Here is a 24,477-nt window from a genome sequence, read left to right on the forward strand (position 1 = left end):
TCATTCCACGTCCCTGCCGGAACCGCGCCAGTCCAGGCAGACCACCACCGCGTCGTCCCGCAGGTCCGCGTCGTCGTGCCAGGCGCGCAGCTCGCGCATCACCGTACCAACCGCCTCCGGTGGCGGTTGCAACCGCGCCGCGCGCATCGCCCGGCCCATCGCCCGGTCCCCGTACCGGCCGCGCCCGGCCGGTACGGCCGCCCACACGCCGTCGCTGACCACGAACAGCCGGTCCCCCGGTTCCAGGTCGACCTCCTGCACGTCGTAGCGGGTCTCGGCGAACATGCCCAGCGGCAGCTGCTGCTCCAGGCTGATCGGGGTGAGCGCGCCGCCGCGCAGGCGCAGCAGGTGCGGAGAGCCGGCGTCGACCGCCCGCAGCCGGCCGGTGGCGGTGTCCAGCTCCAGCAGCAGCGTGGCGACGTGCCGCGCGCCCCGATGCTGGTGGAAGACGGTGTCCGAGGCCAACTCCGCCTGCTCCACCAGGCTCTCGCCGGAGCGGCGCGCGTTGCGCAGGGCGTTCACCGTCACGGCGGTGAGCACCGCCGCCGCGAGTCCGACGCCGTGACCGTCCAGCACCGTCACGGTCAGCCGGTCACCGTCCACCGACCAGTCGAAGTGGTCACCGCCCACCGTATACGCCGGCTCCAACTGGCCGGCGAGCTGGAACGCGTCGTGGCTCATGCTGCGGGCGGGCAGCAGCTCCCACTGCAACTCGGCGGCCATGCTCAGGCGCTCGCGCCGGCGGGCCCGGTGGTAGCGGTCGGTCCCGCGGTCCGCCGCCCGCAACGCCGTCGCCAGCTCCCCCGCGATCTCCAGCGCCTGGCCGACCACCTCGGGGCCGGCCGGGCCCGGCAGCTCGACCAGCAGCACACCGATCCGGTCCCCCCACGCCGTCAGGGGCAGGTACCACCGGCACCGGCCCGCCGCGTCCTCCTCGCTGATCGCCTGCTGGCTGCTGAAGCACCGCCGCGCCAGCCCCCGCCGGTCGGGTGGGCCGCCGTCGGGCCGGTCCGCGTCGCCCACCGGCCACAGCCCGCCCAGGCGGTAGTCGGCGATGAGCACCTCCGTGCGCGTCGCGCCGAGCCCGGAACGGATCGTCCGGTCGGCGGCCTCCACCAGCCGGTCCGGCGGGGCCGCACGAAGCGCGCGCGACACCAGACCAACCGGGTCCGACATGATTCCCTCCGACAACACTTGCAGCAGGGCAAGCATCATACGGAGACGGTCGCCCGTCGCCGCGCCCGGCATCGACGCGACCGGACGGCACCGTCACGACCTGGGAATTCAGTCCGCCCCGCGCACGGCCACCCCGCCGTGGAAGGCGTCCGGCACCGCCGCCGGCGTCCCCTCGGGCCGCCAGTGCGTGATCGGCCCGATCCCGTCGGCGGTGGGGGTCCACCGGCCGAGCAGCGGGCGGAACGCCGCCGGCGCCCGCATCCGGAAGGCCGGCCCCATCATCGCCAGCGCCTGCGGGTACGCGGCCAGCTCCTCGGTGTCGAAGTCCACCGCGAGCAGGCTGCCCGGTGCCGTCGCCGCGTACAGCTCGTCGAGGGTGCGGGCCAGCGTCCCGTCGTCCAGGAACGCGGCCAGCCCCAGGAAGACCACCCCGACCGGCCTCCTCCCCCACCCCGGCACGAACCGGTGCAGCTGCGCCGGGTCGACGGTGCCGATGTCCGTCGCGTCGCCGAACCCGTAGCCGGCCCGGTCGCTGTCGGCCAGGATCCGCTGGCCGAGCCGGATGGTGACCGGGTCGACGTCGGTGTAGAGCACCGTCGCGTCGGGAACGGCCTCGTGCACGTTGCCCCTCGTGGGCACCCCCGCCCCGAAGACCAGGAACCCGTCCACCCCCTCGGCGGCCATCGCCCGCACCGCCCGGCCGAGGAAGGCCCGCAGCTCCCGGAACACCGGCGCGCACGGCCCGTACGCCGACTCGAACGCGCGGGCGGCGGCGACGTCGACCGGGAAGTGGTGCTCCCCGCCGAGCCAGTGGTCGATCATCCGTGCGGTGCTCGGCTGGTCCGGTTCCGGTTCCTCAACCATCGACGACGCTCCCTCCCCGGTGGTCGTCGCCCAGCGTACCGACCGTCCAGTGCGGGCGGTATCGCCGCGCAACCGCCCGGTGACCGGGATACTGACCCCGGAGGTGAGCGGGGTGAACTCGGCCAACGGCGCGGCGGTGGTGGTCGGCGTGGACGGGTCGGAGCAGGCCCTGCGGGCCGTCCGCCTGGCGGCCGTCGAGGCGGCCCGCCGCAACCGTCCACTGCGTGTCGTCCACGGATTCATCTGGCCGCTGCTGCACGTACCGGTGGACGCGCCGCCCGGCGGCCCGCCCGGCGCGGGCATCCGCCACCAGGCCGAGCAGCTGGTCGCCGCGGCCGTCGCCGAGGCCGAGGCGACCGTACCGGACCTGCGCGTGTCCGGGGAGATCATCGACGGGGAGGCTGCCGCGGTCCTGCTCGGCGAGTCCCCGACCGCCGTGATGATCGTGCTCGGCGACCGCGGGCTCGGCGGGTTCGCGGCCCTGGTGGTCGGCTCCGTCGCGGTGCAGGTCGCCACGTACGCCGACTGCCCGGTCCTGGTCGCCCGCGGCAGCGACCACCCCGACGGACCGGTCGTGGTGGGCGTGGACGGTTCCGAGGTGTCCCGCCTGGCCGTCGAGTTCGCGGCGGAGGAGGCAGCGCTGCGCGACGCCGAACTGGTCGCGCTGCACGCCTACCGGCACCCGGTCTCCGCCGGCCCCGGCGACATGCAACCCCTGGTGTACGACGAGAGCGAACTGCGCGACGAGGAGCAGCGGGTGCTCGCCGAATCCCTCACGGGGCTCGGCGACCGGTGGCCGGACCTGACCATCCGCCGGGCGACCACCCGGGGCCGCCCGGCGCGGATGCTCACCGAGGCGTCCCGCCAGGCGCAGCTGCTGGTGGTCGGCGGGCAGGGCCACAGCGAGCTGGCCGGCCTGCTGCTGGGCTCGGTGAGCCACTCGGTGCTGCACCACGCCGACTGCCCGGTCGCCGTCGTCCGCGCGCCCCGCTGACCGGCCCGGCACCGCGCCGTCGGCACCGGCCCTGGGCACGGTTGGCCGGCGCGCCGACGGGTAGACCAGCCCGGTACGCCAACGGCGAGGACGACCGGAGGAGGCAGCGATGCCAGGACCACGGCCGGGGAGCAACGCGTACGACAAGCAGCGCGCGCGCATCCGGGACGCGATCGACGATTCCGGACGGCGGGTGTCGGACCGGAAGGCGAACGAGGTCGCCAACCGGATCCTCCAGCAGGACCGGGGCCAGCGGGGTGTGGTCCGCGGTGACCGGATCTACGGCCCGAAGAGCGAGCGGGAAGCCGGCGACCCCACGTGAGAGCGGTGGACCTGGTCGACGGGGCGATCGCCGGCGCGGTCGGCAGCAGCGCCCTGAACGCGGTCGGCTTCCTGGACATGACGCTGCGGGCCCGACCGGCCAGCAGCACCCCGGAGGAGAGCGCCCGCCGCCTCGCCCAGATGACGCACGTCGACCTCGGGCCCGAGGACCGGGCGGCCAACCGCCGCTCGGGGCTCGGCCCCCTGCTCGGCTACGGTCTGGGTCTCACCGCCGGGATCGGGTTCGCTCTGCTGGCCCGTGGCCGGCGCATGCCGCTGCCACTGGCCAGCGGGGTGCTCGGCGGCGGGGTGATGACGATGTCGGACGGGTCGTTGACCGCGCTCGGCATCACCGACCCGCGCACCTGGAGCCGTACCGACTGGCTGTCCGACATCATTCCGCACCTGGCGTTCGGCGTGGCGGCGGCCGCAACCTGGAACCGGCTCCGGTCGCCGCGCGGCTGACCCGGAACGCGTTCGCGCCGCCCGTCCCTGGTGGGAACGGGCGGCGCGAGCCTGTGGTCGGCGGTCAGCTCTCGTCCTCGGCCACCGGTTCCGACGCAGGGCCGTACGGCGAGACCTGTCCCTTGGGCACCGGACGTCCCTCGTCGCCTCGGGAGGAGCCCCGGTTGAGCGGATGACCCGTCGGCTTCGGACCCTTGCTGTCCTGGCTGGTCGCGCCCTTGTTGTTGCGCCGGAACTCCTCCTGCTGCGGGTTCACCACGAGCCTCTCCTTCCGGGTGGGCGACAGCGCACGGCGTACGCCGCCTCCCCGATCGGGTACCCGCAGCCACCGGCCCCATGCCGGGCCGATGCCGTCGCCCCCGGACAGGGCTAACCCGACGCCGGCCGGGTACGTCCCGGCGGTGGGCGACGACCGAAGGACGGCACGGGTGCTGCTGGAGCGGCGCGGGCACACGTACGCCGAGGAGGCCGGTATCCGGTTGGCCGACCGGCCAGGGCCGCTCTACCAGCTGCTGGTGCTCGCCACCCTGCTGAGCACCCGGATCCGGGCGTGCGTGGCGGTGGCCGCCGCCCGGGAGCTCTTCGCCGCCGGCTACCGCACGCCGCAGGCGATGGAGGCGGCGAGCTGGCAGGACCGGGTCGACGCCCTCGGTCGGGGTCACTACCGCCGCTACGACGAGCGGACCGCCACGATGCTCGGCAACGGCGCGCGGGTCTGCCTGGACCGCTGGCACGGGGACCTGCGCCGGATGCACCGCGAGGGGCAGGGGCAGCCGGCCCGGCTGCGCCGCCTGCTGACCGAGTTCCCCGGCATCGGGCCCACCGGGGCGGACATCTTCCTGCGCGAGGCGCAGGCGGTGTGGCCGGACCTGCGCCCGTACGCCGACCGGCGCACGCTGAGCGGGGCGGAGCGGCTGGGCCTGCCCCACAGCCCCGAGCGGCTCGCCGGGCTGGTCGACGACGCGGACTTCGGCCGCCTCGCGTCGGCCCTCGTCCGGGTGGCGCTCGGCGAGGAGTCCGCCGGGGAGGTCGCGCGGGCGGCGGGCCGCTGAGCCCTCGGCGTGGACGCCGGCGACTCACTTCGCCGCGTTGTTCCCCGGCTTGGTCAGGTGCCACACGAGCAGGGCAGCGAGCACGGCGAGCACCACCAGGCCGCCGGAGATCCCCTCCCCGTCCTCGGGGTCGCTGCCGGTGGTCCCGAAGTAGATCACCGCGAGCCCGGCCAGCACCGTGACGGCGGTGCGCAATCCTCGGTCCTTCACGTTCAGCGACAGTAGCCAAGCAGTGGGGGCGAAGGAGGCTGAACGGCGCATTTCCCACCGATCGGGGACTCAGTCGACTTCCAGGTCGTCCAGCGAGATCTTGTGGCTCATCAGCCACCGGGCCAGCGCCGTCATCCCGAACAGCCACAGCGGCGCGGACTCGGTGGTGCCGTTGGTGGCGAAGATCGCGAAGCGCAGGTCCGGCGCCCGGTACGCCTCGATCCGCCACCGGTGCTGCTTGTCCCGCCAGACCGCCGAAGGGTCCATGGCCCGACGCTAGGCGATCCCACCCCCGCCGGGGCCGGTTACGTCCGCTCCGGCCGGGTCGGCTGGAGAACGGCCGGGCCGGGGTGCCACGGCGGGCCGCTACCGCTCGACGACGATCCGGCTGTCGCCCGGCAGCCGGCGGGTCGCGCCCCGCCGGTCCAGCAGCTCCAGCAGGGGTACGGCCACCCGCCGGGTCGTGTCCAGCGCCTGCCGCGCCGTGCTGAGGGTGAACGGCTGCGGCAACCCGGCGAGCACGCGGACGGCGTCGTCGAGCGCACCGGGCAGCAGCACGACGTTGTCGGCCAGCCGCAGCAGTGCTCCCGCCCGTACCGCGGCGCCGATCTCACGAGGCCCCAGCCCCAAATCGGCGAGGTGGTCCGCCTCCGGGGCCCGGAACGGGTGCGCGGCGCACGCGGCGCGGACCCGCGCGACGGCACGAGCCACCGGCTCGGGCAACGCGTCGGCCGGCGCGGCGGTGACCCGCCCCGCGTGCAGCCGCAGCGGGGGCCGCACCAGGGCGGCGACCAGCGCCCGGTCGGGCAGGTCGAGGCGCTGGCGCAACAGCTCGACCGGGGCACCGGGGTCCAGCGGATGCGCGGTGGCGTACCGGTCGACCTCCTCGGCGAGGCGGGTGCCGAGCCGTCGCCAGTGCCCGGGGTCGGCCAGCCAGTCCCCGGCGACCGGCCGGCCCGCCGGGGCCACGCCCATCCGGGTGAGGTCACCGGCGCGGGCCAGCCCCCGGCGGCGCAACTCGCCGGCGAGGTCGGGGCGACCGTCCAGAGTGGCCAGCACGGCCGCCCGGGCGGCGGCCGCGCCGCGACGGCGCAGCGGCGGAGGCGCGACGTCCAGCACGGTCACGCCGCCGGCGACGTGGTGGCGGCCCGGGTCGCGCAGCAGCGCCCGGTCCCCGACCAGCAGCGGCAGCGGACGGGCCAGCCGCAGCCGGGCGGTGTCCGCGCCGAGCGGGCGGACCCGGGCGGGCACGGCGGCGGACCCGACGTGCAGGGTGAGGGCGGTCGGCAGGTCGGCGGCCGGGTCACCGGCCACCCGGACGTCCAGCAGGTCGGTGCGGCGGAACCGGCCCGCCGAGAGCAGGGCGTCGCCCCGACCCAGCCGCTCGCGGGGCGTGCCGCGCAGGTTGACCGCCACCCGGGCGACGGAGGCGACCGCGTCGCGGGCGGTGCCGAGGGAGTGCAGCCCGCGTACCCGGACCACCTCACCGGTCGCGGCCAGCTCCAGCTCGTCGCCGACGACGAGCCGGCCGGCGCCCAGGGTGCCGGTCACCACGGTCCCGCTGCCCCGCACGGTGAAGCTACGGTCCACCCAGAGCCGCACCGGCGCGTCCGCCGCGGGGGCGGGCAGCGTGCCGGCCAGCCGGTCCAGGGCCGCCCTGAGCTCCGGCAGCCCGGCGCCGGTCACCGCACTCACCGCCACCGCGTCGACGGAGCGCAGCGAGGTGCCGGCGAGCCGGTGCCGCGCCTGCGCCAACGCCGGCCCCGGATCGGCCAGGTCCGCGCGGGTCACCACCAGCAGCCCGTACGACACGCCGAGCGCGTCCAGCGCCGCCAGGTGCTCGGCCGACTGGGGCATCCAGCCCTCGTCGGCCGCGACGACGACCAGCGCCGCCGGCACCGGGCCGACCCCGGCGAGCATGTTCGGCACGAACCGCTCGTGCCCCGGCACGTCGACGAACGCGACCGTCCGCCCGGACGGCAGGGCGGTCCACGCGAACCCGAGGTCGATGGTCATGCCCCGGCGGCGCTCCTCGGCCCACCGGTCCGGCTCCATGCCCGTCAGCGCCCGCACCAGCGTCGACTTGCCGTGGTCGACGTGCCCGGCGGTGGCCACCACGAACATGCTCAGCCGTCCGCGGGGACGCGCAGCACGGCGGCGCGGACGGTGTCGTCGGCGTCGGCGGGGACGCAGCGCAGGTCCAGCAGCAGCCGGCCGTGGGCGACCCGCCCGAGCACGGGCGGCTGCCCGGTGCGCAGCGGGTACGCGTACGACTCGGGCAGGCTCAGCGCCCACGAGTCCAGCTCCACGCCGGGGGCGCCGCCGCCACCGACGACGGCGACGGCCGGTACGACCTCGGCCTTGCACCCGTCGGCGGCGAGGGCGTCACGCAGCCGCTCGGTGCGGGTCCGCAGCGCCGACGGGTCGGCGTGCAGCGCCGCCCGGGTGGGTGTCACCGGGTCGGCGAGGGTGGCGCCCAACGCCGCGAGGGTCAGCTTGTCCACCCGCAGTGCCCGGGCGAGGGGGTGCCGGCGCAGCCGCCGCACCAGGTCGGCGTCGCCGAGCAGCAGCCCGGCCTGCGGGCCGCCGAGCAGCTTGTCACCGCTGGCGGTGACCAGCGCCGCGCCGTCGCGCAGGGTGGAGGCGGCGTCCGGCTCGTCGGGCAGCAGCCGGTCGGGGGCGAGCAGCCCGGAGCCGATGTCGGCGACGACCGGCACCCCGAGGGTGGCCAGCGCGCGCACCGGCACCGCCGACGTGAAGCCGCTGACCTGGAAGTTCGACGGGTGCACCTTGAGCACGAAACCGGTCTGCGGGCCCAGGGCGGCGGCGTAGTCGTCGAGGTGGGTGCGGTTGGTGGTGCCCACCTCGCGCAGCCGCGCACCGGTGCTCGCCAGCAGGTCCGGCAGGCGGAAGCCGTCGCCGATCTCCACCATCTCGCCGCGGCTGACCACGATCTCCCGGCCGGCGGCGAGCGCGGTGGCGGCGAGCACCAGCGCGGCGGCGCCGTTGTTGACCACGTGCACCGCCCCGGCGTCGGGGACCGCGGCGGCGAGCGCGTCGAGGGCGTCCCGGCCGCGCCGGGCTCGGCGACCGGTCGCCAGGTCGAGTTCGACGTCCGTGTGGCCGGCGGCGGCCACGACCGCGGCGACGGCCGCCGGGGACAGGGGCGCCCGGCCGAGGTTGGTGTGCAGCACGACCCCGGTCGCGTTCAGCACCGCACGCGGGGCCGGCGCGGACAGCGCGGCGAGCACGGCGTCGCGTACGCCCTCAGGGGTGATCTCGCCCCGCCGCGCCTGCTCCTGCGCCCGGTGCACGGCGGCCTTGACCCGGTCGCGGCCGTGGGTGGCGACGGCGGCGGCGACCGGCGGGTCGGCCAGCAGCGTGTCGGTGCGCGGCACCCGCCGGCGTGGATCGGCGGTGCCGTCGGCTGTCACGTCATCTCCCACGATGCTTGGCGGAGACGGACGGGAATCGAACCCGCCTGGCCCGGGTCCCGGACCACACCGGTTTTGAAGACCGGGAGGGGCACCAGCCGCCTGAACGCCTCCACGCAGCATTTGACCACAGGGCAGCCCGCTCCGCCCGCCGGGCGGCGGGGATCGGCCGGGGCTGGCCGCCGCAGGCGGTCGTCCGGGCCGGCTACCGGCGGCGGGCCGGCACCGGCTCGGGGCGGGCCGCCACCGGCTGGGCGGCCGGCACTCGCTGGGCGGCCGGCACCTGCTCGGCGGGCCGTCACCGGCCGGCGTCGCCGGCCTCCGCCCGCCGCCGCGCGACACGTTCCCGCTGCGGCACCACCGTGTACTTCGGGTCGCGCGCCGAGGCGACCCCGCCGTAGAAGATCCCGAACCGGGTGGCCACCGACGCGGCGAGCAGCGCGACCCCGGACGCCGCGGAGACCACCCGGCTGCGCCGGCCGAGCAGCGCCCCGGCGGCCCCCGCGACGGTCAGCGCCCGCGCCGCGCGCAGCAGCCGGCCCGGCCGGCCCGTCGTGTAGGGCTCGCTGAGCAGCCCGAGCCGGGTCTCCACGCGGTGCGAGCCGAACAGTTCGAGAGCCGCGCCGGCCACCGCCAGCCGACGGGCCGGGCCGGCCTCGCCGGGCGGCGCGGCGACCAGACCGATGCCGGCGCCGCTGGCCAGGGCGCTGCCCGCGAAGATGACCGGCAGTTCCGGGTACGCCTCGTGCCACGACGGCACGGCCGTGTCGGCGAGCAACACCCCGGTGTACGTGGCCAGGGCGGGCGCCGTCACCGCGGCGGCCAGCCCGGCGGCGTGCCCCACCGGCGGCAGCACCCGGCGGGCCAGACCGGTCACGCCGCGCCCCGGCAGCCACGGGGCGGCCTCCGCGACCGCCGCGAGCCCGGCCGCCGGCCCGTACGCGGTGAGGATCCACGTGCCGACGGACATCGGCGACGTCGGCTTCGCCACCCGCAGCATGTGGTGGAACCGCGCCGGCCGGCCCAGGTCCTTGACGAGGAAGACCGCGCTCGCGGTGACCGCGGCCAGCGCGGTGACCCGCCCGGCCCGCCGCAGCACCGGCCGGCCGGTGACCTGCCCGCCGGCGGCCAGCAGCGACGACCCGGCCGCCAGCCCGCCGGTGAACAGGTACGCGGCGATGTCCCACGTCCACACCGGCGGCTTGAGGATCGGCCGGCCGTAGTACGAGGTGAACTCGGCCTCCGGGACGGCCAGGTCCTCGCCGCCGCGCCGGCCGCGACGTCGCCGCACCGGGTCGGACGAGCGGTGCGGCCGGGGCTCCAGCCCGGCGTCGGCCGCTCCCGCGTCGCTGCGCGGCGCACCGGAGTCGAAGCCCACCGAGTGGGCGGCGTCGCCGGTCGGCCGGTCCGGCGGCGCGGCCCGTCCCGCGCCGGAGGACGGGTCGGACGCCGCGGCGTCGAGACCGTCCCGGAAGCGGCGAAACCGGTCACCGACCGGGTGCTCCGCGCTCACGAGGACCGTCCGACGAACGCGGCGACGGCCGCCGCCGCCATGGCCAGGGCGGCCAGACCGGCCCGCTTCCACATTCTCGGCAGGTCCCGCGTCGGCACTACCGGGTCCGGCGGCAGCCCGTACACCTCCGGCTCGTCGAGCAGCAGGAAGAACGCGCCGTCGCCGCCCACGCCGTCGGTCGGGTCGTGCCCGTAGAGGCGCGCCTCCGGCACCCCCCTCTCGTGCAGGGTGGCGACCCGGGCGGCAGCCCGCTCGCGCAACTCGTCGAGCGGGCCGTACTGGATGGACTCGGTGGGGCAGGCCTGGGCGCAGGCCGGGGTCTTCCCGGCGCCGATCCGGTCGTAGCAGAGGGTGCACTTCCACGCCCGACCGTCTTCCTTGCGCCGGTCGATCACCCCGTACGGGCAGGCGGAGACGCAGTAGCCGCAGCCGTTGCAGATGTCCTCCTGCACCACCACCGTGCCGAACTCGGTGCGGAACAGCGCGCCGGTCGGGCAGACGTCCAGGCAGCCCGCGTGCGTGCAGTGCTTGCACACGTCGGACATCATCAGCCAGCGGAAGTCGGTGCGCCCCTCGGCGCTGCCGGTACGGCCGGGCGGGCGCGCCCCCGGCATGCCGAGGAACTGCGTCCCGCCGGCCTCGCCGCCCGCCGCCATCCGGGCGGCCACCTCGGACGAGCCCGGTGGCACACCCGGATCGGTGCCGGTGTCGTTCCGGGTGCCGGCGGCGACGGCCGCGGACGCGGCGCTCACCGCGGCCTCGGTGGGGTTACCCGCGAACGGCGGCGTCCGGCGCCCGGCCGGACGGGGCTGCTCGATGAACGCCACGTGCCGCCACGAGTTCGCGGTCAGCGCGCCGGTGTTGTCGTAGGACATGCCCAGCAGGTCGAAGCCGGAGGCGGGAACGTCGTTCCACTCCTTGCAGGCCACCTCGCAGGCCTTGCAGCCGATGCAGACGCTCGTGTCGGTGAAGAAGCCCATCCGCGGCGGCGCCCCGGTCCAGCCGGCGTCCGGAGCGGGGTCGAGGGGCCCGTAGAGGCTGTTGCCCTCCAGCATGGTCATTCGCGCTCCCCGTCGGTGCCGGCGTCGGTGGTGACGATCGGGACATCCCGCTCCACGGTCAGCCCGGCCCGGCGCTGGTACTCGGCGACCAGGTCGAGCAGCGCCGGCCCGGTGGGCCGCCGGCCCGGCCGGATGTCGCAGGTGCCCACCTTGCTCTCCTGGATGAGCACGTTCGGGTCGAGGGTGATCCCGATGAGGTCGTTGACCGAGTCACCGGTCACCATGCCCTGGGGGCCGAAGTGGTACGGCAACCAGACCTGGTGGATCACGCGGCCCTCGACCCGCAGCGGCGTGAGCCGGTCGGTCACCAGCACCTTGGCCTCGATCACCGCGCGGCCGCTGACGAGGTGCGCCCAGCCCAGGTGCGCCAGCCCGACCTCCGCGGCCAGCTCCGGCGACACCTCCACGAACATCTCCGGCTGCAACTCCGCCAGCGGCCGGACGAACCGGCTCATCCCGCCGGCGGTGTGGTGTTCGGTGAGCCGGCTGACGGTGAAGACGTACGGATAGACCTGGCTGTGCGGCTCCGGCGGGCTCGGATTGATCCGGTTCACCGGATGGTGGTAGATCTTGCGCATCGGGTTGCCCTGCTGCCCGTACATCGGGTTGCGCATCGGCGACTCGGGCGGCTCGTAGTGCGTCGGCAACGGACCGTCGAGGACGCCGGTCGGCGCGTACAGCCAGCCCTTGCCATCGCCCTGCATGATGAACGCGTCGTCGCCGGCGATCGCCTCCACACCCGCGGCACCCGGTGGCGGCCGGTACGACGGCGGCTTGGACTTCTCGAAGTCCGGCACGTCGTAGCCGGTCCACTCGCCCTTGTCGGCGTCCCACCAGACGTACTTCTTGCGCTCGCTCCACGGCCGACCCTCCGGGTCGGCGGAGGCCCGGTTGTAGAGCGTGCGCCGGTTCGCCGGCCAGGCCCAGCCCCACTCGGCGGCCACCCAGTCCTGCTCGTGCCGCGGCTTGCGGCGCGCGGCCTGGTTGACCCCGTCCTTGTAGACCCCCGTGTAGATCCAGCACCCGACGGCGGTGGAGCCGTCGTCACGGGCCTCGGTGAACGTCGACAGCGGGCGGCCGGTGGCCACCTCGTACCCGTTGATCTCGCGCAGCACCGCGTCGGCGCTCGGCTCCGCGTACGGACCGTGCGTGGGGTAGTCCCAGGCGAGGTCCAGCAGGGCGCGGTCGCGCGGCTTGTCGGAGCCGGCCAGCTTCTCCCGCAGCCGGCGCCCCAGGTGGTAGAAGAACCACAGTTCCGAGCGGGCATCGCCCGGCGGCTCGACCGCCTTCTCCCGCCACTGGAGCAGCCGCTGGGTCTGGGTGAAGGTGCCCTCCTTCTCCACGTGCGACGCCGCCGGCAGGAAGAAGACCTCGGTGCGGCACTCCTCCGGGACGATCTCGCCGGTCTCCACCTCCGGGCTGTTCCGCCAGAACGTCGCGCTGTCGATCATGAACAGGTCACGGACCACCATCCAGTCGAGGTTGGCCATGCCGAGGCGCTGCGCCTTGCCGTGCGCCGAGCCGACCGCCGGGTTCTGGCCGAGCAGGAAGTAGCCCTTGACCTTGCCGTCGATCATGTTCAGCACCTGCTGGTACGTGCCGTGATCGCCGGTCATCCGCGGCAGGTAGCCGTAGCAGAAGTCGTTCTCCGGTGTCGCCGCGTCCCCCCAGTACGCCTTCAGCAGGCTGGCCGCGTACGCCCGCGCGTTCGCCCAGTAGCCCTTCTGCCCCGGGTGGCGAATGCTGTCCACCCACTGCTGGAAGGTGGGGTGACTGGCGTGGTGCGGCATCGGCAGGTAGCCGGGGAGCAGGTTGAACAGCGTCGGGATGTCCGTCGAGCCCTGGATGCTGGCGTGCCCCCGCAACGCCAGGATGCCGCCACCGGGACGCCCCATGTTGCCCAGCAGCAACTGGATGATCGCCCCGGTACGGATGTACTGCACGCCGACGCTGTGCTGCGTCCAGCCCACCGAGTAGACCAGCGCGCCGGTCCGCTCCCGGCCGGAGTTCTCCGTCCAGGCGCGGGCCAGCTCGAGGAACTTCTCCTGCGGGATGCCGCAGACCCGCTCCACCATCTCCGGCGTGTAGCGGGCGAAGTGCCGCTTGAGGATCTGGTAGACGCAACGCGGATGCCGCAGCGTCTCGTCCCGCTCGGCGACGGCCGCCACCGGCATGCCGTGCGACTCGTGGCGCAGGCCGGCCGCGCTGTCCCGCTCCCGGCCGGTGTCCTCGATCCCACCGTCCCGCTCCTGGCCCGCGTACTGCCAACTGGTCTGGTCGTACGCGCGCGTCTCCCGGTTGAAGCCCGAGAAGAGCCCGTCCAGGTCCTCGGAGTCGACGAAATCCTCGCTGACGACGGTCGCCGCGTTGGTGTACGCCAGCACGTACTCCCGGAAGTCCAGCTCGTTCTCCAGGATGTAGCGCACCACCCCGCCGAGCAGCGCGATGTCGGTGCCCGCGCGGATCGGCAGGTACGTGTCGGCGAGCGCGCTCGTGCGGGTGAACCGCGGATCGACGTGGAAGACCTTCGCGCCGCGCTTCTTCGCCTCCATCACCCACTGGAAGCCCACCGGGTGGGCCTCGGCCATGTTCGAGCCCTGGATGACGATGACGTCAGAGTGCGCCAACGCCTGCTGGAAGTCCGTCGCGCCGCCGCGACCGAAGCTGGTCCCCAGACCGGGGACGGTGGCAGAGTGTCAAATGCGCGCCTGGTTCTCGATCTGGAGCGCCCCCATCGCGGTGAACAACTTCTTGATGAGGTAGTCTCCTCGTTGTCCAGCGTCGCCCCGCCCAGGCTGGAGATGCCCAGCGTCCGGTTCAACGGCCGGCCCTCGCTGTCGACATCCTCCCAGGTCTGCTCGCGGGCGGCGAGGATCCGGTCGGCGATCATGTCGAGCGCGACGTCGAGGTCCAGGTCCTCCCACTCCGTGCCGTACGGCCGCCGGTAGCGGACCTTGGTCTCCCGCAGCGGGCTGGTGACCAGGCTCTTGCTGGCGGAACCCTTCGGGCAGAGCCGGCCGCGGGAGATGGGACTGTCCGCGTCGCCCTCGATCTGGACGACCTGCTCGTCCTTGACGTAGACCCGCTGCCCGCAACCGACGGCGCAGTACGGACACACCGAGCGGGCCACGCGGTCCGCCGTCTCCGTGCGCGCGGTCAGCTCCGCCGACCGCTTCGCCTGCGCCGCGGCACCCCGGCCGAGCGGATCGGTGCCGGTGAGCTGCCGGTAGACCGGCCAGCCCTCGATGAAGGTCCGCAGACCCACCGCGACACCCCCTCCCGGCCCCGACGCCGACCCCTCGAACATTAGGGCAGGCGACCGACACTCGCGACCCGAGCGTCGCGATCACCCTTCGGGTACGCGAACAGCGCCGCCCCCGGGCCCGGTGGGCTCGGGGGCGGCGCTGGGGTGTCGGTGTGTAGGTCGCCTCTCGGCGAGTGGCGCGTGGCGGCTCCAGCCGGACGGCATTCCGCGACGGCAATTTAGGTGAGGCCCGGGGACACTGGACACACCGACACCCGACTCAACACGCTACCCCGCCCGGCTCTTCCACCCGCCGTGGTGACGGCGACCACGTCCTGGCCGGGTCGGGCTCGGGGTTCGTTCGTGGGCCGGGCTCGGGGTTCGTCCGTGGGCCGGGCTTGGGGTTCGTCGGTGCGTTCCGGCTTTGGTCGTTGGTTGCGGTGGTGGGGTGGGGCCCGCCGTGACCGGCTCCGGGCGGTCAGGCTTGATCCCTGCGCCGGTCACGGCGGGCCCCACCCCCGACCCGGTCCGGGTCCGCCCGGCCGTCTCGGCCCGAAAACCCGGCACCCACACCTCTTGATCGACTCGACGTCCTTGATGTCGGGGTGTCCGACCGTCGGTGATACCCCGACATGCAGGAAGCCGAGTCGATCACCAGGTGTGCAGACGGTGTGTGTGGAGACGCCGCTGTGAGGAAAGACTGTGTTGTGCTCGGGGGTCAGCTGTTCCAGTACTTGGCGACCAGGTCGGCGGCCTGGGTCTCCCACTGCGCGTAGTGGAACGGTTCTGCTCCACCGTGCCCCACCCCGAGGACGGACGCTGCTGGAACAGGCCCTGCGAGCAGACCCCCCGGACACACCCCCAACCTGCAACCATGCGACGGAGCAAGTCGGAACTCGCGAACAACCGCAAGTCAGACAAGGAACACGACCGTCTACAAGAGACGACGGTGCGGGACGGCAATTGCGAACCTGGATGGAAGTACTGAAGAACACTCGCCGTGCGGGGCAGCGGAAGGGGGTTACTTGACGGTAGACACATAGACCATGACGAACACCCTCGACCGTCGTACCCTCCTGCGTGTCGCCGGCGCCTCCGCCGGCACGGCCGTGCTCGCCGGCGCCACCCTCGCCGGCCCGGCCCAGGCCGCCGGTGGCGCATTCCGACACGGCGTGGCCTCCGGTGACCCCCTCCCCGACGGCGTCCTGCTCTGGACCCGGCTCACCCCCACGGAAGAATCGCAGCCGGGCTCCGGTGTCGGCCCGGACGTGACGGTGACCTGGCAGGTCGCGACCGACCCGGACTTCGGGTCGGTGTCCGCGCAGGGGACGCTGGTGACCGGTCCCGCCCGTGACCACACCGTCAAGGTGGCGGTCAGCGGGCTGGCGGCGGCCACGACGTACTGGTTCCGCTTCGGCTACGCCGGGGCCTGGTCGCCCACCGGCCGCACGATGACCGCCCCGCCGGCGGACGCCGAGATCGACCGGCTGCGGCTGGGCGTGGTGTCCTGTTCAAACTGGGAGGCGGGGTACTTCGCGGCGTACCGGCACCTGGCCGAGCGGGGCGACCTCAACCTGGTGGTGCACCTCGGCGACTACGTGTACGAGTACGGCACCGGGGAGTTCGCCGCCGGGGACACGGTGGTGCGGCCGGTCCGCCCGGCGCACGAGACGCTGACGTTGCAGGACTACCGGATCCGGCACGCGCTCTACAAGAGCGACCCGGATCTGCAGGCCCTGCACGCGGCCGTGCCCTGGGCGATCACGTGGGACGACCACGAGGTGGCCAACGACCAGTGGTCGGGCGGGGCCGAGAACCACACCCCGGGCACCGAGGGCAGCTTCACCGACCGGGTGGCGGCGGCGCGACAGGCGTACGCCGAGTGGATGCCGGTGCGCACCGGCGCGGACGGCGCCATCTACCGGCGGCTGCGCTTCGGCCGGCTCGCCGACCTGTCCATGTTGGACCTGCGAACGTACCGGTCGCAGCAGGCGTCCGGCGTGGCTGTCGACGACCCGCGGCGGACCATCACCGGCGAGGCGCAGATGGCCTGGTTGAAGGCGGGGCTGGCATCGTCGGACGCGCGCTGGAAGCTGGTCGGCAACCCGGTGATGATCTCCCGGCTGGACGTGGGCGCGCTGCCGGCGTGGCTGCTCGGGCCGCTGGGGACCCTGCTGGGGATCCCGCAGAACGGGGCGGCGCTCAACACCGACCAGTGGGACGGCTACAACGCCGACCGCAACCAGCTGGTCGACCACCTGCGGGCCAACGGCACGAAGGACGTCGTCTTCCTGACCGGTGACATCCACACGTCCTGGGCGAACGAGGTGACCACCAGGTCGACCGGGTTCGCCGACCCGGCCGCCGCCGAGTTCGTGGTGCCGTCGGTGACCAGCGACAACGTCAACGACTTCCTGGGCCTGCCGGCGGGTAACGCGCTCAGCGCACTGGGCGCGGGCCTGATCCGCTCCACCAACCCGCATGTGCGGTGGGCTGAGCTGGACGGGCACGGCTACGGCGTGCTGGAGGTGACGCGGCAGCGCTGCCGGATGGACTGGTACCACCTGGCCGACCGGACGCGCGCCGCGACCGGTAGCCGCTGGGTGGCGGGGTGGTCGGTGGGCGCCGGCTCGGCGCGGCTGCGCCGGGAGAGCGCACCGCTGGTCTGACGGCACGGAAACGGAACCGGCCGGTCCCCGTTCGGGACCGGCCGGTTCGTCACGCGGTTGTCACCAGTTCTGGGCGACGATGTCGGCCGCCTGCTCCTCCCACTGCGCGTAGTGGAACGGGTACGCCGAAACCTGCACCGTCTGCGCCGCGGTGGTCAGCGGCAGGTCCTGCCAGCCGTCGACGTTCTTCAGCGCCTCGAAGAACGCCGTGGAGGCGTACTCCGGGTCGGTGATCTGCTCGGGCGTGCCCCAACCCGACGACGGGCGCTGCTGGAACAGGCCCTGCGAGTCGTGGTCGTTGTACATGCCCAGGTGGCCCAGGTTGTACAGCTTCGATTCCTGCAGCGCGGTGGCGATGCCGATGACCGCGCCACGCTCGCCGACGCCGGTCTTCTTGGCGACCTTGATGATCTCCTTGGCGTTCTTCCGCTGGTCGTCGTCGAGCGGGACGCGCGACTGGGCGCCCTGCACGCCGTGCGGGATGAGCTCGTCGCGGGTCGGCTTGCCGGCCCTCGGCTTGTCGGTGGTGCCGCCGGTCGTCAGGCCCGACTCGACAGGCACGTCGGAGCTGCCCGACTCGGAGTCGTCCGACGTGGCGTTCTTGCCGGTGGCCAGTTCGATGGCGGCCACGGCGCCCGCGTGGGGGCCGCTGGTGATGGGCGCGGCCACGGCCGACGGAGCGACGGCCAGGGCGCCGATGGCGGCCACGCCGGCCACGCTGAGCGCGACCTTGCGGTTCGGGTCCTTCGTGACGGCGGGGAGCCATCCGGCGATCTTCTGCTGCGAGTCCTTCGCGATGGCCGGGAGCCATCGAGTGAAGTCGTACCTCACGATGTGCCCTTTCGGTCAGGCGAAGCGCTCCGGAATGAGCACTCCATGGGGGAACTGCCAGGCCGGAGGGAGTTTGAGTTCCGGCGGTACGGGGGACACAACCAGCTTGGACTGGCGGCCATTCCGGAGAACCACGTCCGCCCGCTCCTCTGCGGCCCAGGTCACGTCACGTTCCGGACGACCGGCCGGGGGCATCGCAGGGCGGGACGGACGGGTCGGTTCCACGCGGTTCCGGTCGCCGTGGCCGTCGGCGGAGATGGTCGGAACCGGACAGCCGACGCAGCCGCGTCGAATCGACGCAGGAGGGGGCCCGGAGGCGTGCTCCCGCAGCGCCCGCCGAGCGCGGATCGGGGCCGGGGTTAGAGTGAGGGGGCCGACTGGAAAGGCGAGGACGGTGAACACTGGAGCGGCGGTCGGCCAGGTCGACCTGGGTGACCACATCTGCTGGACGTACGACGACGAGACCGTCGGTCTCGACGCCGTGGGCTGGTTCGTCGCCTCCGGTCTCCTGCAGGACCAGAAGGTCGTCTGCTTCCTCGGTGTGCTCGACCCGGCGGCGGTGCTGGCCGCCGTGCGCGAGCGGGGCGCGGCGCCGGAGGAAGCCCTCGCGGACGGCCACCTGCGGATCGGCCCGGCCGCGGAGAGTTACCGGCCGGACGGGCGGTTCGATCCGGACCGGATGATCTCCGCGCTGGCCGACGAGAGCGCCCGGGCGCAGCGGGAGGGCTACACCGGGCTCCGGCTGGTGGGCGACATGTCGTGGGCGACTCGTGACGACGTGGTCGAGTTGTGCCGCTACGAGGCGAGCGTCAACCGGCTGTTTCCCGACGGGCGCGTGGCGGCGCTGTGTCTCTACGACCGGCGGCTGTTCCCCGCCGACGACCTGCGGGAAATGACGTCGACACACCCGTCGACGGTCGGTCCCCGCACCGGGCGTACGTGGGTCCCGCTGCTGCGTGCGTACCGCACCGGGCAGCCGCCCGGCCTGCGGTTGGTCGGGCAGGTCGACATCAGCAACCGGGCCGCGTTCGCCGCGATGCTGACCGACGCCACTGACCGTCTCTCGTCCGGGCGGGCGGTCGTCCTCGACCTGTCCGAGGGTCAGCTTCGCCGACGTGGCCGCCGCCACCGCCCTGGTCGACGCCGGCCGGGCGGTCCGCCCGCGCGAGGTGCGACTGGTGGGGTGCCGCCCACCGCTGCGCCGACTGCTCGACCTGGTCGGCGCGGGGGTGCCGGCGTGACGGGGACGTTGCCGGCTCAGGACGAGTTCGTCCACGAGGGACTGTTCTACCTGGACACCGATGCGCTGGTCGCCGGCCTGGTGCCGTTCGTCGCCGGCGGTGTGGCCGCCGGGGAACCGGTCCTGGTGGCGATGCCCCGCGCCCACCTGGACCTGGTCCGCGACGCCGTGGACGACCCGGACGCGGTGTGCTGGGCGGACATGGCCGACGCGGGGCGCAACCCGGGGCGGATCATCCCGTGGGTGTTGCAGGCGTTCGTCGACCGGCACCCCGGCCGGCGGGTACGCATCGTCGGCGAGCCGATCTGGGTCGGGCGCAGCGACGTCGAGTACCCGGCGTGCGCCCAGCACGAGGCCATGATCAACGCCGCCTTCACCGGCCGCCCCGCCACGATCCTGTGCCCGTACGACGCGGCGGGCCTCGACGACACCGCGCTGACCGACGCATACGCCACCCACCCGGTGCTCGTCGACGCCACCGGCCGCCGGTCCAGTCCCGCCTACGCACCGTCGGACGTGGTGGCCCACTACAACACGCCGCTGCCGGCTCCGCCCGAGCCGGTCGACGTCCGCGCGTACCACGTGGACACGCTGCCCGAGCTGCGCCGCTTCGTGGCCGGCCGCGCGACGGTGGCCGGCCTCGACGCGGACCGGGTGGCGGACCTGCAGATCGCCGTCACCGAACTGGCCGCGAACAGCATCGCCCACGCGGGCGGCAGCGGGGTGCTCCGGATGTGGACGACCTCCGAGCACCTGGTGTGCGAGATCCACGACGGCGGCTGGCTGACCGATCCGCTCGCGGGCCGGCTGACCCCGGCGAGCGACGGCGTCGGCGGCCGAGGTTTGGTGATCGTCCACGCCCTCTGTGACCTGGTACGCGTGCACACCACGCCCGCCGGGACCACCGTACGCCTGCACATGCGTTGCCGGCCCTGACGGCGGCGCGGCCCGGCGGAACCGCGACGGCGGCGCGGGCCGCTCAGCGCCCGCGGGCCACCCACTCCTCCAGGTGCGGCGCCTCGGCGCCGATGGTCGTGCTCGCGCCGTGCCCGGTGTGGACGACGGTCTCCGGCGGGAGCGTGAGCAGCAGGTTCCGGACGGAGCGGATGATCGTGCCGAAGTCGCTGTACGACCGCCCCGTGGCACCCGGCCCGCCGGCGAACAGGGTGTCGCCGGTGAACACCACGCCGAGCGCCGGCGCGTGGAAGCAGCACGCGCCGGGGCTGTGCCCGGGGGTGTGCAGCACGAGCAGGCTGGTGCCGGCCACCTCGACGGTCCCGCCGTCGAGCAGTTCCCCACCCGGTGGCTCGTCGGGGTGGACCAGGTCCCACAGAACCCGGTCGGCGGGGTGCAGGAGCACGGGAGCCCCGGTGGCCCGGGCCAGCGCGGGCGCCACCCGGACGTGGTCGTCGTGGGCGTGGGTGGCGAGGATCGCCCGCACCCGCCGGCCGGCGACGACGGCGAGGATCGCGTCGACGTCGTGCGGGGCGTCCACCACGACGCACTCGGTGTCGTCGCCGAGCACCCACACGTTGTTGTCGACGTCGAAGGTCTGCCCGTCCAGGGAGAAGGTGCCCGCGGTGACGGTGTGGTCGACGCGGACGGCCATCAGAAGACCACCACCGAGCGGAGCACGTCGCCGCGGTGCATGCGGGCGAAGGCCTCCTCGACCTGGTCGAGTGCGATCTCCTCGGTGACGAACGCGTCCAGGTCGAGCCGGCCCTGCAGGTAGAGCTGGGTGAGCAGGGGGAAGTCCCGGCTCGGCAGGCAGTCGCCGTACCAGCTGGACTTGAGGGCCCCGCCGCGCCCGAACACGTCCAGCAGCGGCAGCTCGACGGTCATCTCCGGGGTCGGCACGCCGACCAGCACCACCGTGCCGGCGAGGTCGCGGGCGTAGAACGCCTGCTTCCAGGTCTCCGGCCGGCCGACCGCGTCGATGACCACGTCCGCGCCAAAGCCGCCGGTCGCGGCACGGATCGCCTCCACGACGTCCTCCGTCGTGGCGTCGACGGTGTGGGTGGCGCCGAAGCGGCGGGCCCAGTCGAGCTTGCGGGCGTCCCGGTCCACCGCGATGATCGTCGTCGCGCCGGCCAGGGTGGCCCCGGCGACGGCGGCGTCGCCCACGCCACCGCAGCCGATCACGGCCACGGAGTCGCCGCGGGTGACGCCGCCGGTGTTCGTCGCCGCGCCGAGGCCGGCCATGACGCCGCAGCCGAGCAGGCCCACGGCCGCCGGCCGGGCGGCCGGGTCGACCGTGGTGCACTGTCCGGCGTGGACGAGGGTCTTCTCGGCGAAGGCGCCGATCCCGAGGGCCGGGGCGAGTGCGGTGCCGTCGGTGAGCGTCATCTTCCGGGTGGCGTTGTGGGTGGCGAAGCAGTACCACGGGCGGCCGCGGCGGCAGGCCCGGCACACGCCGCAGACGGCCCGCCAGTTGAGCACCACGAAGTCCCCGGGCGCGACGGAGTCGACACCGGCGCCCACCTGCTCGACGATGCCGGCGGCCTCGTGCCCCAGCAGGAACGGGTAGTCGTCGGTGATCCCGCCCTCGCGGTAGTGCAGGTCGGTGTGGCAGACCCCGCAGGACAGGACGCGGACCACCGCCTCGCCCGGCCCGGGATCCGGCACCACGATCGTCGTCACCTCGACCGGCGCGCCCTTGCTGCGGGAGATGACTCCCCTGACCTGCTGGCTCACGATCTCCTCCTGCTCCGCGACGTCGCCACGCCGCCGGCCGACGGTCACGGTGCCCCGGCACCGCCGATCACGCTTCCGGGTGAAAATACCGCCGAAGTTCGCGATCGTCGTGCCGCTGCGGGGGGTTAGCGCCGCCGGTGCCGGGTAGGCGGGCGCACGGTTCGACGTCGGACGGGAGTGGGCCATGAGGGTCAGTCATGTGCCGCTGCGGATCAGCATCGGCGCGTTCTTCCTCAACTCGGGGCTGAGCAAGCGGACTCTGGAGGGCGAGGCCGCTCAGGGCATGCACGCGATGGCCGTGGGAGCCGTCCCGCAGCTCAAACAACTGGACGCGAACCGGTTCGCCCGGCTGCTCTCCGGGGCCGAGACCGCGCTGGGGGTCGCCCTGCTCACGCCGTTCGTCCCGTCGGCGCTGGCCGGTCTGGGACTGGCCGCGTTCAGCGCCGGCCTGGTGCAGCTCTACCTCAAGACGCCCGGGATGCGCGAGGCCGGCAGCCTGAAGCCGACCCAGCAGGGCATCGCGCTGGCCAAGGACGTCTGGCTGCTCGGGGCCGGCCTGACCCTGGTCCTCGACGACCTCATCCTCCGCCGCCGGTTCAGCTGAGCACCGGTCCGCGCGCCGAACCGCCCGGCCGACCGGGGGCGGCCGGGCGGTCAGGACGTCGCCGGTACGGCAGCCGGCGCGGTGGCCGCCCGTTCGGCGGCGTGGCGCCGCCGGGCGGCGTTGCGCCAGCGCAGCACCTGCACCGCGCCGAGCGCCCAGAGCGCGTACTGCACGCCGAAGGCCCAGCGGAACGCGGCCAGGTCGGGTGTGCCCCGTCCGCCGGGGGTGGCCAGGTCCAGGACCACGCCGACCGCCAGGACGAGGCCGATCGAGGCGACGAAGCCGCCGACGTTGACGATGCCGGCGGCGCTGCCGATCCTGCTGACCGGGTTGAAGGTGCGGGCGTAGTCGAAGCCGATCATCGAGCCCGGACCGTTGACGGCCAGGACCAGCACCAGGGTCACCAACAGCCAGCCCGGCGCGCGGCCGGGCCAGGCGAGCACGACCGTCCAGATCGTCGCGGTGGCGCCCGTGATGGCGAAGACCAGCGCCGAGCGCCGGTACGGGTGCCGGGCGCACAGGTGCGCGATCACCGGCCCGGAGAGCAGCGTCGCGACCGTCATGAGGGTGAGCAGCGAGGCGGCGGCGGTGGGGCTGAGCTTCTGCCCCTGCACCAGGAACGGATATCCCCAGAGCAGGGCGAACACCGCACCGGAGAACTGGGTGACGAAGTGCGTCCAGAGTCCGAGCCGGGTGCCGGGCTGGGCCCAGGCCGCGCCGAGTTCCCGGCGCACGGCGGCGAGGGTGGGGGACGGGCCGCTCGCGGTCTCCCGGTGCGGGGTGTCCCGGACGGCGGCGACCACCATCACCAGGACGGTGGCGCCCACCGCGGCGGCGACGAGGAAGGCGGTGGTCCAGCCCGCGCGGTGCAGCAGCGCCACCAGGGGTACGGCGCCGAGGATCGCCCCGAGCTGGCCGAGCGTCCCGGTCAGCTGGGTCACCAGCGGGTTGCGGCGGCCGGGGAACCAGAACGCCACGATCCGCAACACGCTGATGAAGGTCGTCGCGTCGCCCAGGCCGACCAGCATCCGGGCGAGCACCGCCAGGCGGACGTCGGTGGCGAGGGCGAAGCAGAGCTGGCCGGCGAGCATCAGCGCACCGCCGGCGATCAGCAGCCGGCGGGAGCCGAACCGGTCGAGGAGCACACCGACCGGCACCTGCATCGCCGCGTACACGGCGAGCTGGGCGACGGAGAACGTGGCCAGCGCCGAGGCGTTGATGTGGAACCGCTCCACGGCGTCGACGCCGGTGACGCCGAGCGAGCTGCGGTGGAACACGGCCGCCAGGTACGCGCTCAGCGCCACGCCCCAGACGAGCGCGGCGGAGCGGCGGGGCACGACCGGGGCGGCGGCGACCGGCAGGGTCACCGCAGCGTCCGTAGCACGGTCGCCGCCTTGTCGATGTGGGCGGCGACCGACGCCAGCCACGGCTGCGGATCGTCCGCGTCGAGGGCGGCGAGTTGCGCCGCGTGCTCGATCAGTGCCACCTCGGCCCAGCCGGGCGAGAGCCGGAAGCTCGCCTCGCCCATCCGGAGCTGCCGGTCGCGCAGCCGCTGGTACAGCTCGGCGAGGATCTCGTTGCCGGCGGCGTCGACGACGGTGGCATGGAAGGCGCGGTCGGCGGCCATCAGGGCGGTCAGGTCGCCGGCGGCGTGCGCGACACGCATCTCGGCCAGCCGGGTCGCCAGCTCGGCCTTGAGAGCGGCGCGGCGGGGCCACACCCGCTCGGCGGCGTGCAGTTCGATCAGCCGCCGCGCCTCGATCACGTCGGCGATCTCCCGGGCGGAGACGGGACGGATCAGCGCGCCCCGCTTCGGGTAGAGCTTGACCAGCCCCTCCGCCTCCAGCCGCAGCAGCGCCTCGCGGACCGGGGTGCGGGAGACCCCGGTGGCCTCGGCGATCTCTCCCTCGCTGACCAGCGACCCGCCGGGGTGGATCTGCTCGAGGATCGACCGCTTCAGGTGCCGGTATGCGCGTTCGGCCGCCGACGGCGCCGCCGGATGCCGGGCGGCCGCTTCGACGGGCACGCGCTCGGGCGCGGAGGGATGCGTCATGTATCTATGATGCGGCCCGGCGTTCCGTCGAGGTGGGCCGACCACCGTGACG

The 24,477-nt window shown here is 74.4% G+C and carries 21 protein-coding genes, 1 tRNA gene and 1 pseudogene; 7 read left to right on the top strand and 16 right to left on the bottom strand.

Annotation, left to right across the window (positions count from 1 at the left end):
- Both HCJ94_RS18905 and HCJ94_RS18910 read right to left on the bottom strand, forming a co-directional pair.
- On the bottom strand, window positions 1-1,176 hold the full coding sequence (locus HCJ94_RS18905) for a PP2C family protein-serine/threonine phosphatase (protein ID WP_168002351.1): 1,176 nt from the start codon (window positions 1,174-1,176) through the stop codon (window positions 1-3).
- A gap of 108 nt (window positions 1,177-1,284) precedes the next feature.
- Window positions 1,285-2,040, bottom strand: a complete 756-nt coding sequence (locus tag HCJ94_RS18910) for an SAM-dependent methyltransferase (protein WP_168002352.1) — start codon at window positions 2,038-2,040, stop codon at window positions 1,285-1,287.
- Window positions 2,041-2,152: 112 nt separating this feature from the next.
- Between HCJ94_RS18910 and HCJ94_RS18915 the strand changes: the two genes are divergently transcribed.
- The 3 genes from HCJ94_RS18915 to HCJ94_RS18925 all read left to right on the top strand — a co-directional run bounded on the left by HCJ94_RS18915 (window position 2,153) and on the right by HCJ94_RS18925 (window position 3,820).
- Entirely contained in the window at window positions 2,153-3,034 is an 882-nt protein-coding gene (locus HCJ94_RS18915) for a universal stress protein (RefSeq protein ID WP_168002353.1), read from the top strand.
- Window positions 3,035-3,143: 109 nt separating this feature from the next.
- Complete coding sequence (locus tag HCJ94_RS18920; RefSeq protein ID WP_168002354.1) at window positions 3,144-3,356, top strand: phosphatidylethanolamine-binding protein; 213 nt, start codon at window positions 3,144-3,146, stop codon at window positions 3,354-3,356.
- Entirely contained in the window at window positions 3,353-3,820 is a 468-nt protein-coding gene (locus tag HCJ94_RS18925) for a hypothetical protein (protein WP_168002355.1), read from the top strand. The genes HCJ94_RS18920 and HCJ94_RS18925 overlap by 4 nt, the downstream gene beginning before the upstream one ends.
- Window positions 3,821-3,884: 64 nt before the next feature.
- Here the strand turns inward: HCJ94_RS18925 and HCJ94_RS18930 are convergent, their stop codons facing one another.
- Window positions 3,885-4,079, bottom strand: a complete 195-nt coding sequence (locus tag HCJ94_RS18930) for a hypothetical protein (protein ID WP_168002356.1) — start codon at window positions 4,077-4,079, stop codon at window positions 3,885-3,887.
- Between the two features lie 169 nt (window positions 4,080-4,248).
- Here HCJ94_RS18930 and HCJ94_RS18935 point away from each other — a divergent pair, with 169 nt between their 5' ends.
- Window positions 4,249-4,872: a hypothetical protein gene (locus HCJ94_RS18935; protein ID WP_373684351.1), complete on the top strand. Its 624-nt coding sequence runs from the start codon at window positions 4,249-4,251 to the stop codon at window positions 4,870-4,872.
- Window positions 4,873-4,896: 24 nt separating this feature from the next.
- Here HCJ94_RS18935 and HCJ94_RS18940 read toward each other — a convergent pair whose 3' ends face one another.
- The 8 genes and pseudogenes from HCJ94_RS18940 to fdh all read right to left on the bottom strand — a co-directional run.
- Window positions 4,897-5,067: an amidophosphoribosyltransferase gene (locus HCJ94_RS18940; protein ID WP_205801539.1), complete on the bottom strand. Its 171-nt coding sequence runs from the start codon at window positions 5,065-5,067 to the stop codon at window positions 4,897-4,899.
- A gap of 84 nt (window positions 5,068-5,151) precedes the next feature.
- Window positions 5,152-5,349: a hypothetical protein gene (locus HCJ94_RS18945; RefSeq protein ID WP_168002359.1), complete on the bottom strand. Its 198-nt coding sequence runs from the start codon at window positions 5,347-5,349 to the stop codon at window positions 5,152-5,154.
- 99 nt (window positions 5,350-5,448) lie between these two features.
- Window positions 5,449-7,206, bottom strand: a complete 1,758-nt coding sequence (gene selB, locus HCJ94_RS18950) for a selenocysteine-specific translation elongation factor (protein ID WP_168002360.1) — start codon at window positions 7,204-7,206, stop codon at window positions 5,449-5,451.
- 2 nt (window positions 7,207-7,208) lie between these two features.
- On the bottom strand, window positions 7,209-8,516 hold the full coding sequence (selA, locus tag HCJ94_RS18955) for an L-seryl-tRNA(Sec) selenium transferase (RefSeq protein WP_168002361.1): 1,308 nt from the start codon (window positions 8,514-8,516) through the stop codon (window positions 7,209-7,211).
- Window positions 8,517-8,534: 18 nt separating this feature from the next.
- A tRNA-Sec gene (locus tag HCJ94_RS18960) sits at window positions 8,535-8,630 on the bottom strand.
- A 184-nt stretch (window positions 8,631-8,814) separates the two neighbouring features.
- A complete protein-coding gene (gene nrfD, locus HCJ94_RS18965) occupies window positions 8,815-10,029 on the bottom strand; it encodes an NrfD/PsrC family molybdoenzyme membrane anchor subunit (protein ID WP_309227339.1) in 1,215 nt (404 codons plus the stop codon).
- Window positions 10,026-11,084, bottom strand: coding sequence for a 4Fe-4S dicluster domain-containing protein (locus HCJ94_RS18970; protein WP_168002404.1), 1,059 nt, complete (start codon window positions 11,082-11,084; stop codon window positions 10,026-10,028). The genes nrfD and HCJ94_RS18970 overlap by 4 nt, the downstream gene beginning before the upstream one ends.
- 26 nt (window positions 11,085-11,110) lie before the next feature.
- Window positions 11,111-14,355 (bottom strand): annotated as a pseudogene (gene fdh, locus HCJ94_RS18975) (formate dehydrogenase); the annotation flags it as partial.
- A 1,025-nt stretch (window positions 14,356-15,380) separates the two neighbouring features.
- Between fdh and HCJ94_RS18985 the strand changes: the two are divergent.
- Window positions 15,381-17,003, top strand: coding sequence for an alkaline phosphatase D family protein (locus tag HCJ94_RS18985; RefSeq protein WP_168002362.1), 1,623 nt, complete (start codon window positions 15,381-15,383; stop codon window positions 17,001-17,003).
- 60 nt (window positions 17,004-17,063) lie between these two features.
- Here the strand turns inward: HCJ94_RS18985 and HCJ94_RS18990 are convergent, their stop codons facing one another.
- Window positions 17,064-17,834, bottom strand: a complete 771-nt coding sequence (locus HCJ94_RS18990; RefSeq protein ID WP_168002363.1) for a hypothetical protein — start codon at window positions 17,832-17,834, stop codon at window positions 17,064-17,066.
- 394 nt (window positions 17,835-18,228) lie between these two features.
- Between HCJ94_RS18990 and HCJ94_RS18995 the strand changes: the two genes are divergently transcribed.
- Window positions 18,229-20,010, top strand: coding sequence for a sensor histidine kinase (locus HCJ94_RS18995; protein ID WP_168002364.1), 1,782 nt, complete (start codon window positions 18,229-18,231; stop codon window positions 20,008-20,010).
- A 43-nt stretch (window positions 20,011-20,053) separates the two neighbouring features.
- On the opposite strand, the gene HCJ94_RS19000 is transcribed toward HCJ94_RS18995, so the two are convergent.
- Together HCJ94_RS19000 and HCJ94_RS19005 are read right to left on the bottom strand one after the other, a co-directional pair.
- Entirely contained in the window at window positions 20,054-20,683 is a 630-nt protein-coding gene (locus HCJ94_RS19000) for an MBL fold metallo-hydrolase (protein ID WP_168002365.1), read from the bottom strand.
- Window positions 20,683-21,768 carry an S-(hydroxymethyl)mycothiol dehydrogenase gene (locus HCJ94_RS19005; protein WP_168002406.1) on the bottom strand — a complete coding sequence of 362 codons (1,086 nt, stop codon included), beginning with the start codon at window positions 21,766-21,768 and terminating at the stop codon, window positions 20,683-20,685. Before HCJ94_RS19005 ends, HCJ94_RS19000 begins: the two co-directional genes overlap by 1 nt.
- A 184-nt stretch (window positions 21,769-21,952) precedes the next feature.
- Between HCJ94_RS19005 and HCJ94_RS19010 the strand changes: the two genes are divergently transcribed.
- Complete coding sequence (locus tag HCJ94_RS19010; RefSeq protein ID WP_168002366.1) at window positions 21,953-22,372, top strand: hypothetical protein; 420 nt, start codon at window positions 21,953-21,955, stop codon at window positions 22,370-22,372.
- 50 nt (window positions 22,373-22,422) lie between these two features.
- Here HCJ94_RS19010 and HCJ94_RS19015 read toward each other — a convergent pair whose 3' ends face one another.
- Both HCJ94_RS19015 and HCJ94_RS19020 read right to left on the bottom strand, forming a co-directional pair.
- Window positions 22,423-23,739 (bottom strand): MFS transporter, encoded by a 1,317-nt coding sequence (locus tag HCJ94_RS19015; RefSeq protein ID WP_309227341.1) that lies wholly within the window; start codon window positions 23,737-23,739, stop codon window positions 22,423-22,425.
- The gene (locus HCJ94_RS19020) at window positions 23,736-24,425 is read right to left on the bottom strand and encodes a GntR family transcriptional regulator (RefSeq protein ID WP_168002367.1); all 690 of its coding nucleotides are present in this window, start codon (window positions 24,423-24,425) and stop codon (window positions 23,736-23,738) included. Before HCJ94_RS19020 ends, HCJ94_RS19015 begins: the two co-directional genes overlap by 4 nt.
- Window positions 24,426-24,477 lie beyond the last annotated feature (52 nt).

Origin of the sequence: Micromonospora thermarum, from assembly GCF_012034245.1 — a bacterium.
Lineage (GTDB): Bacteria > Actinomycetota > Actinomycetes > Mycobacteriales > Micromonosporaceae > Micromonospora > Micromonospora thermarum.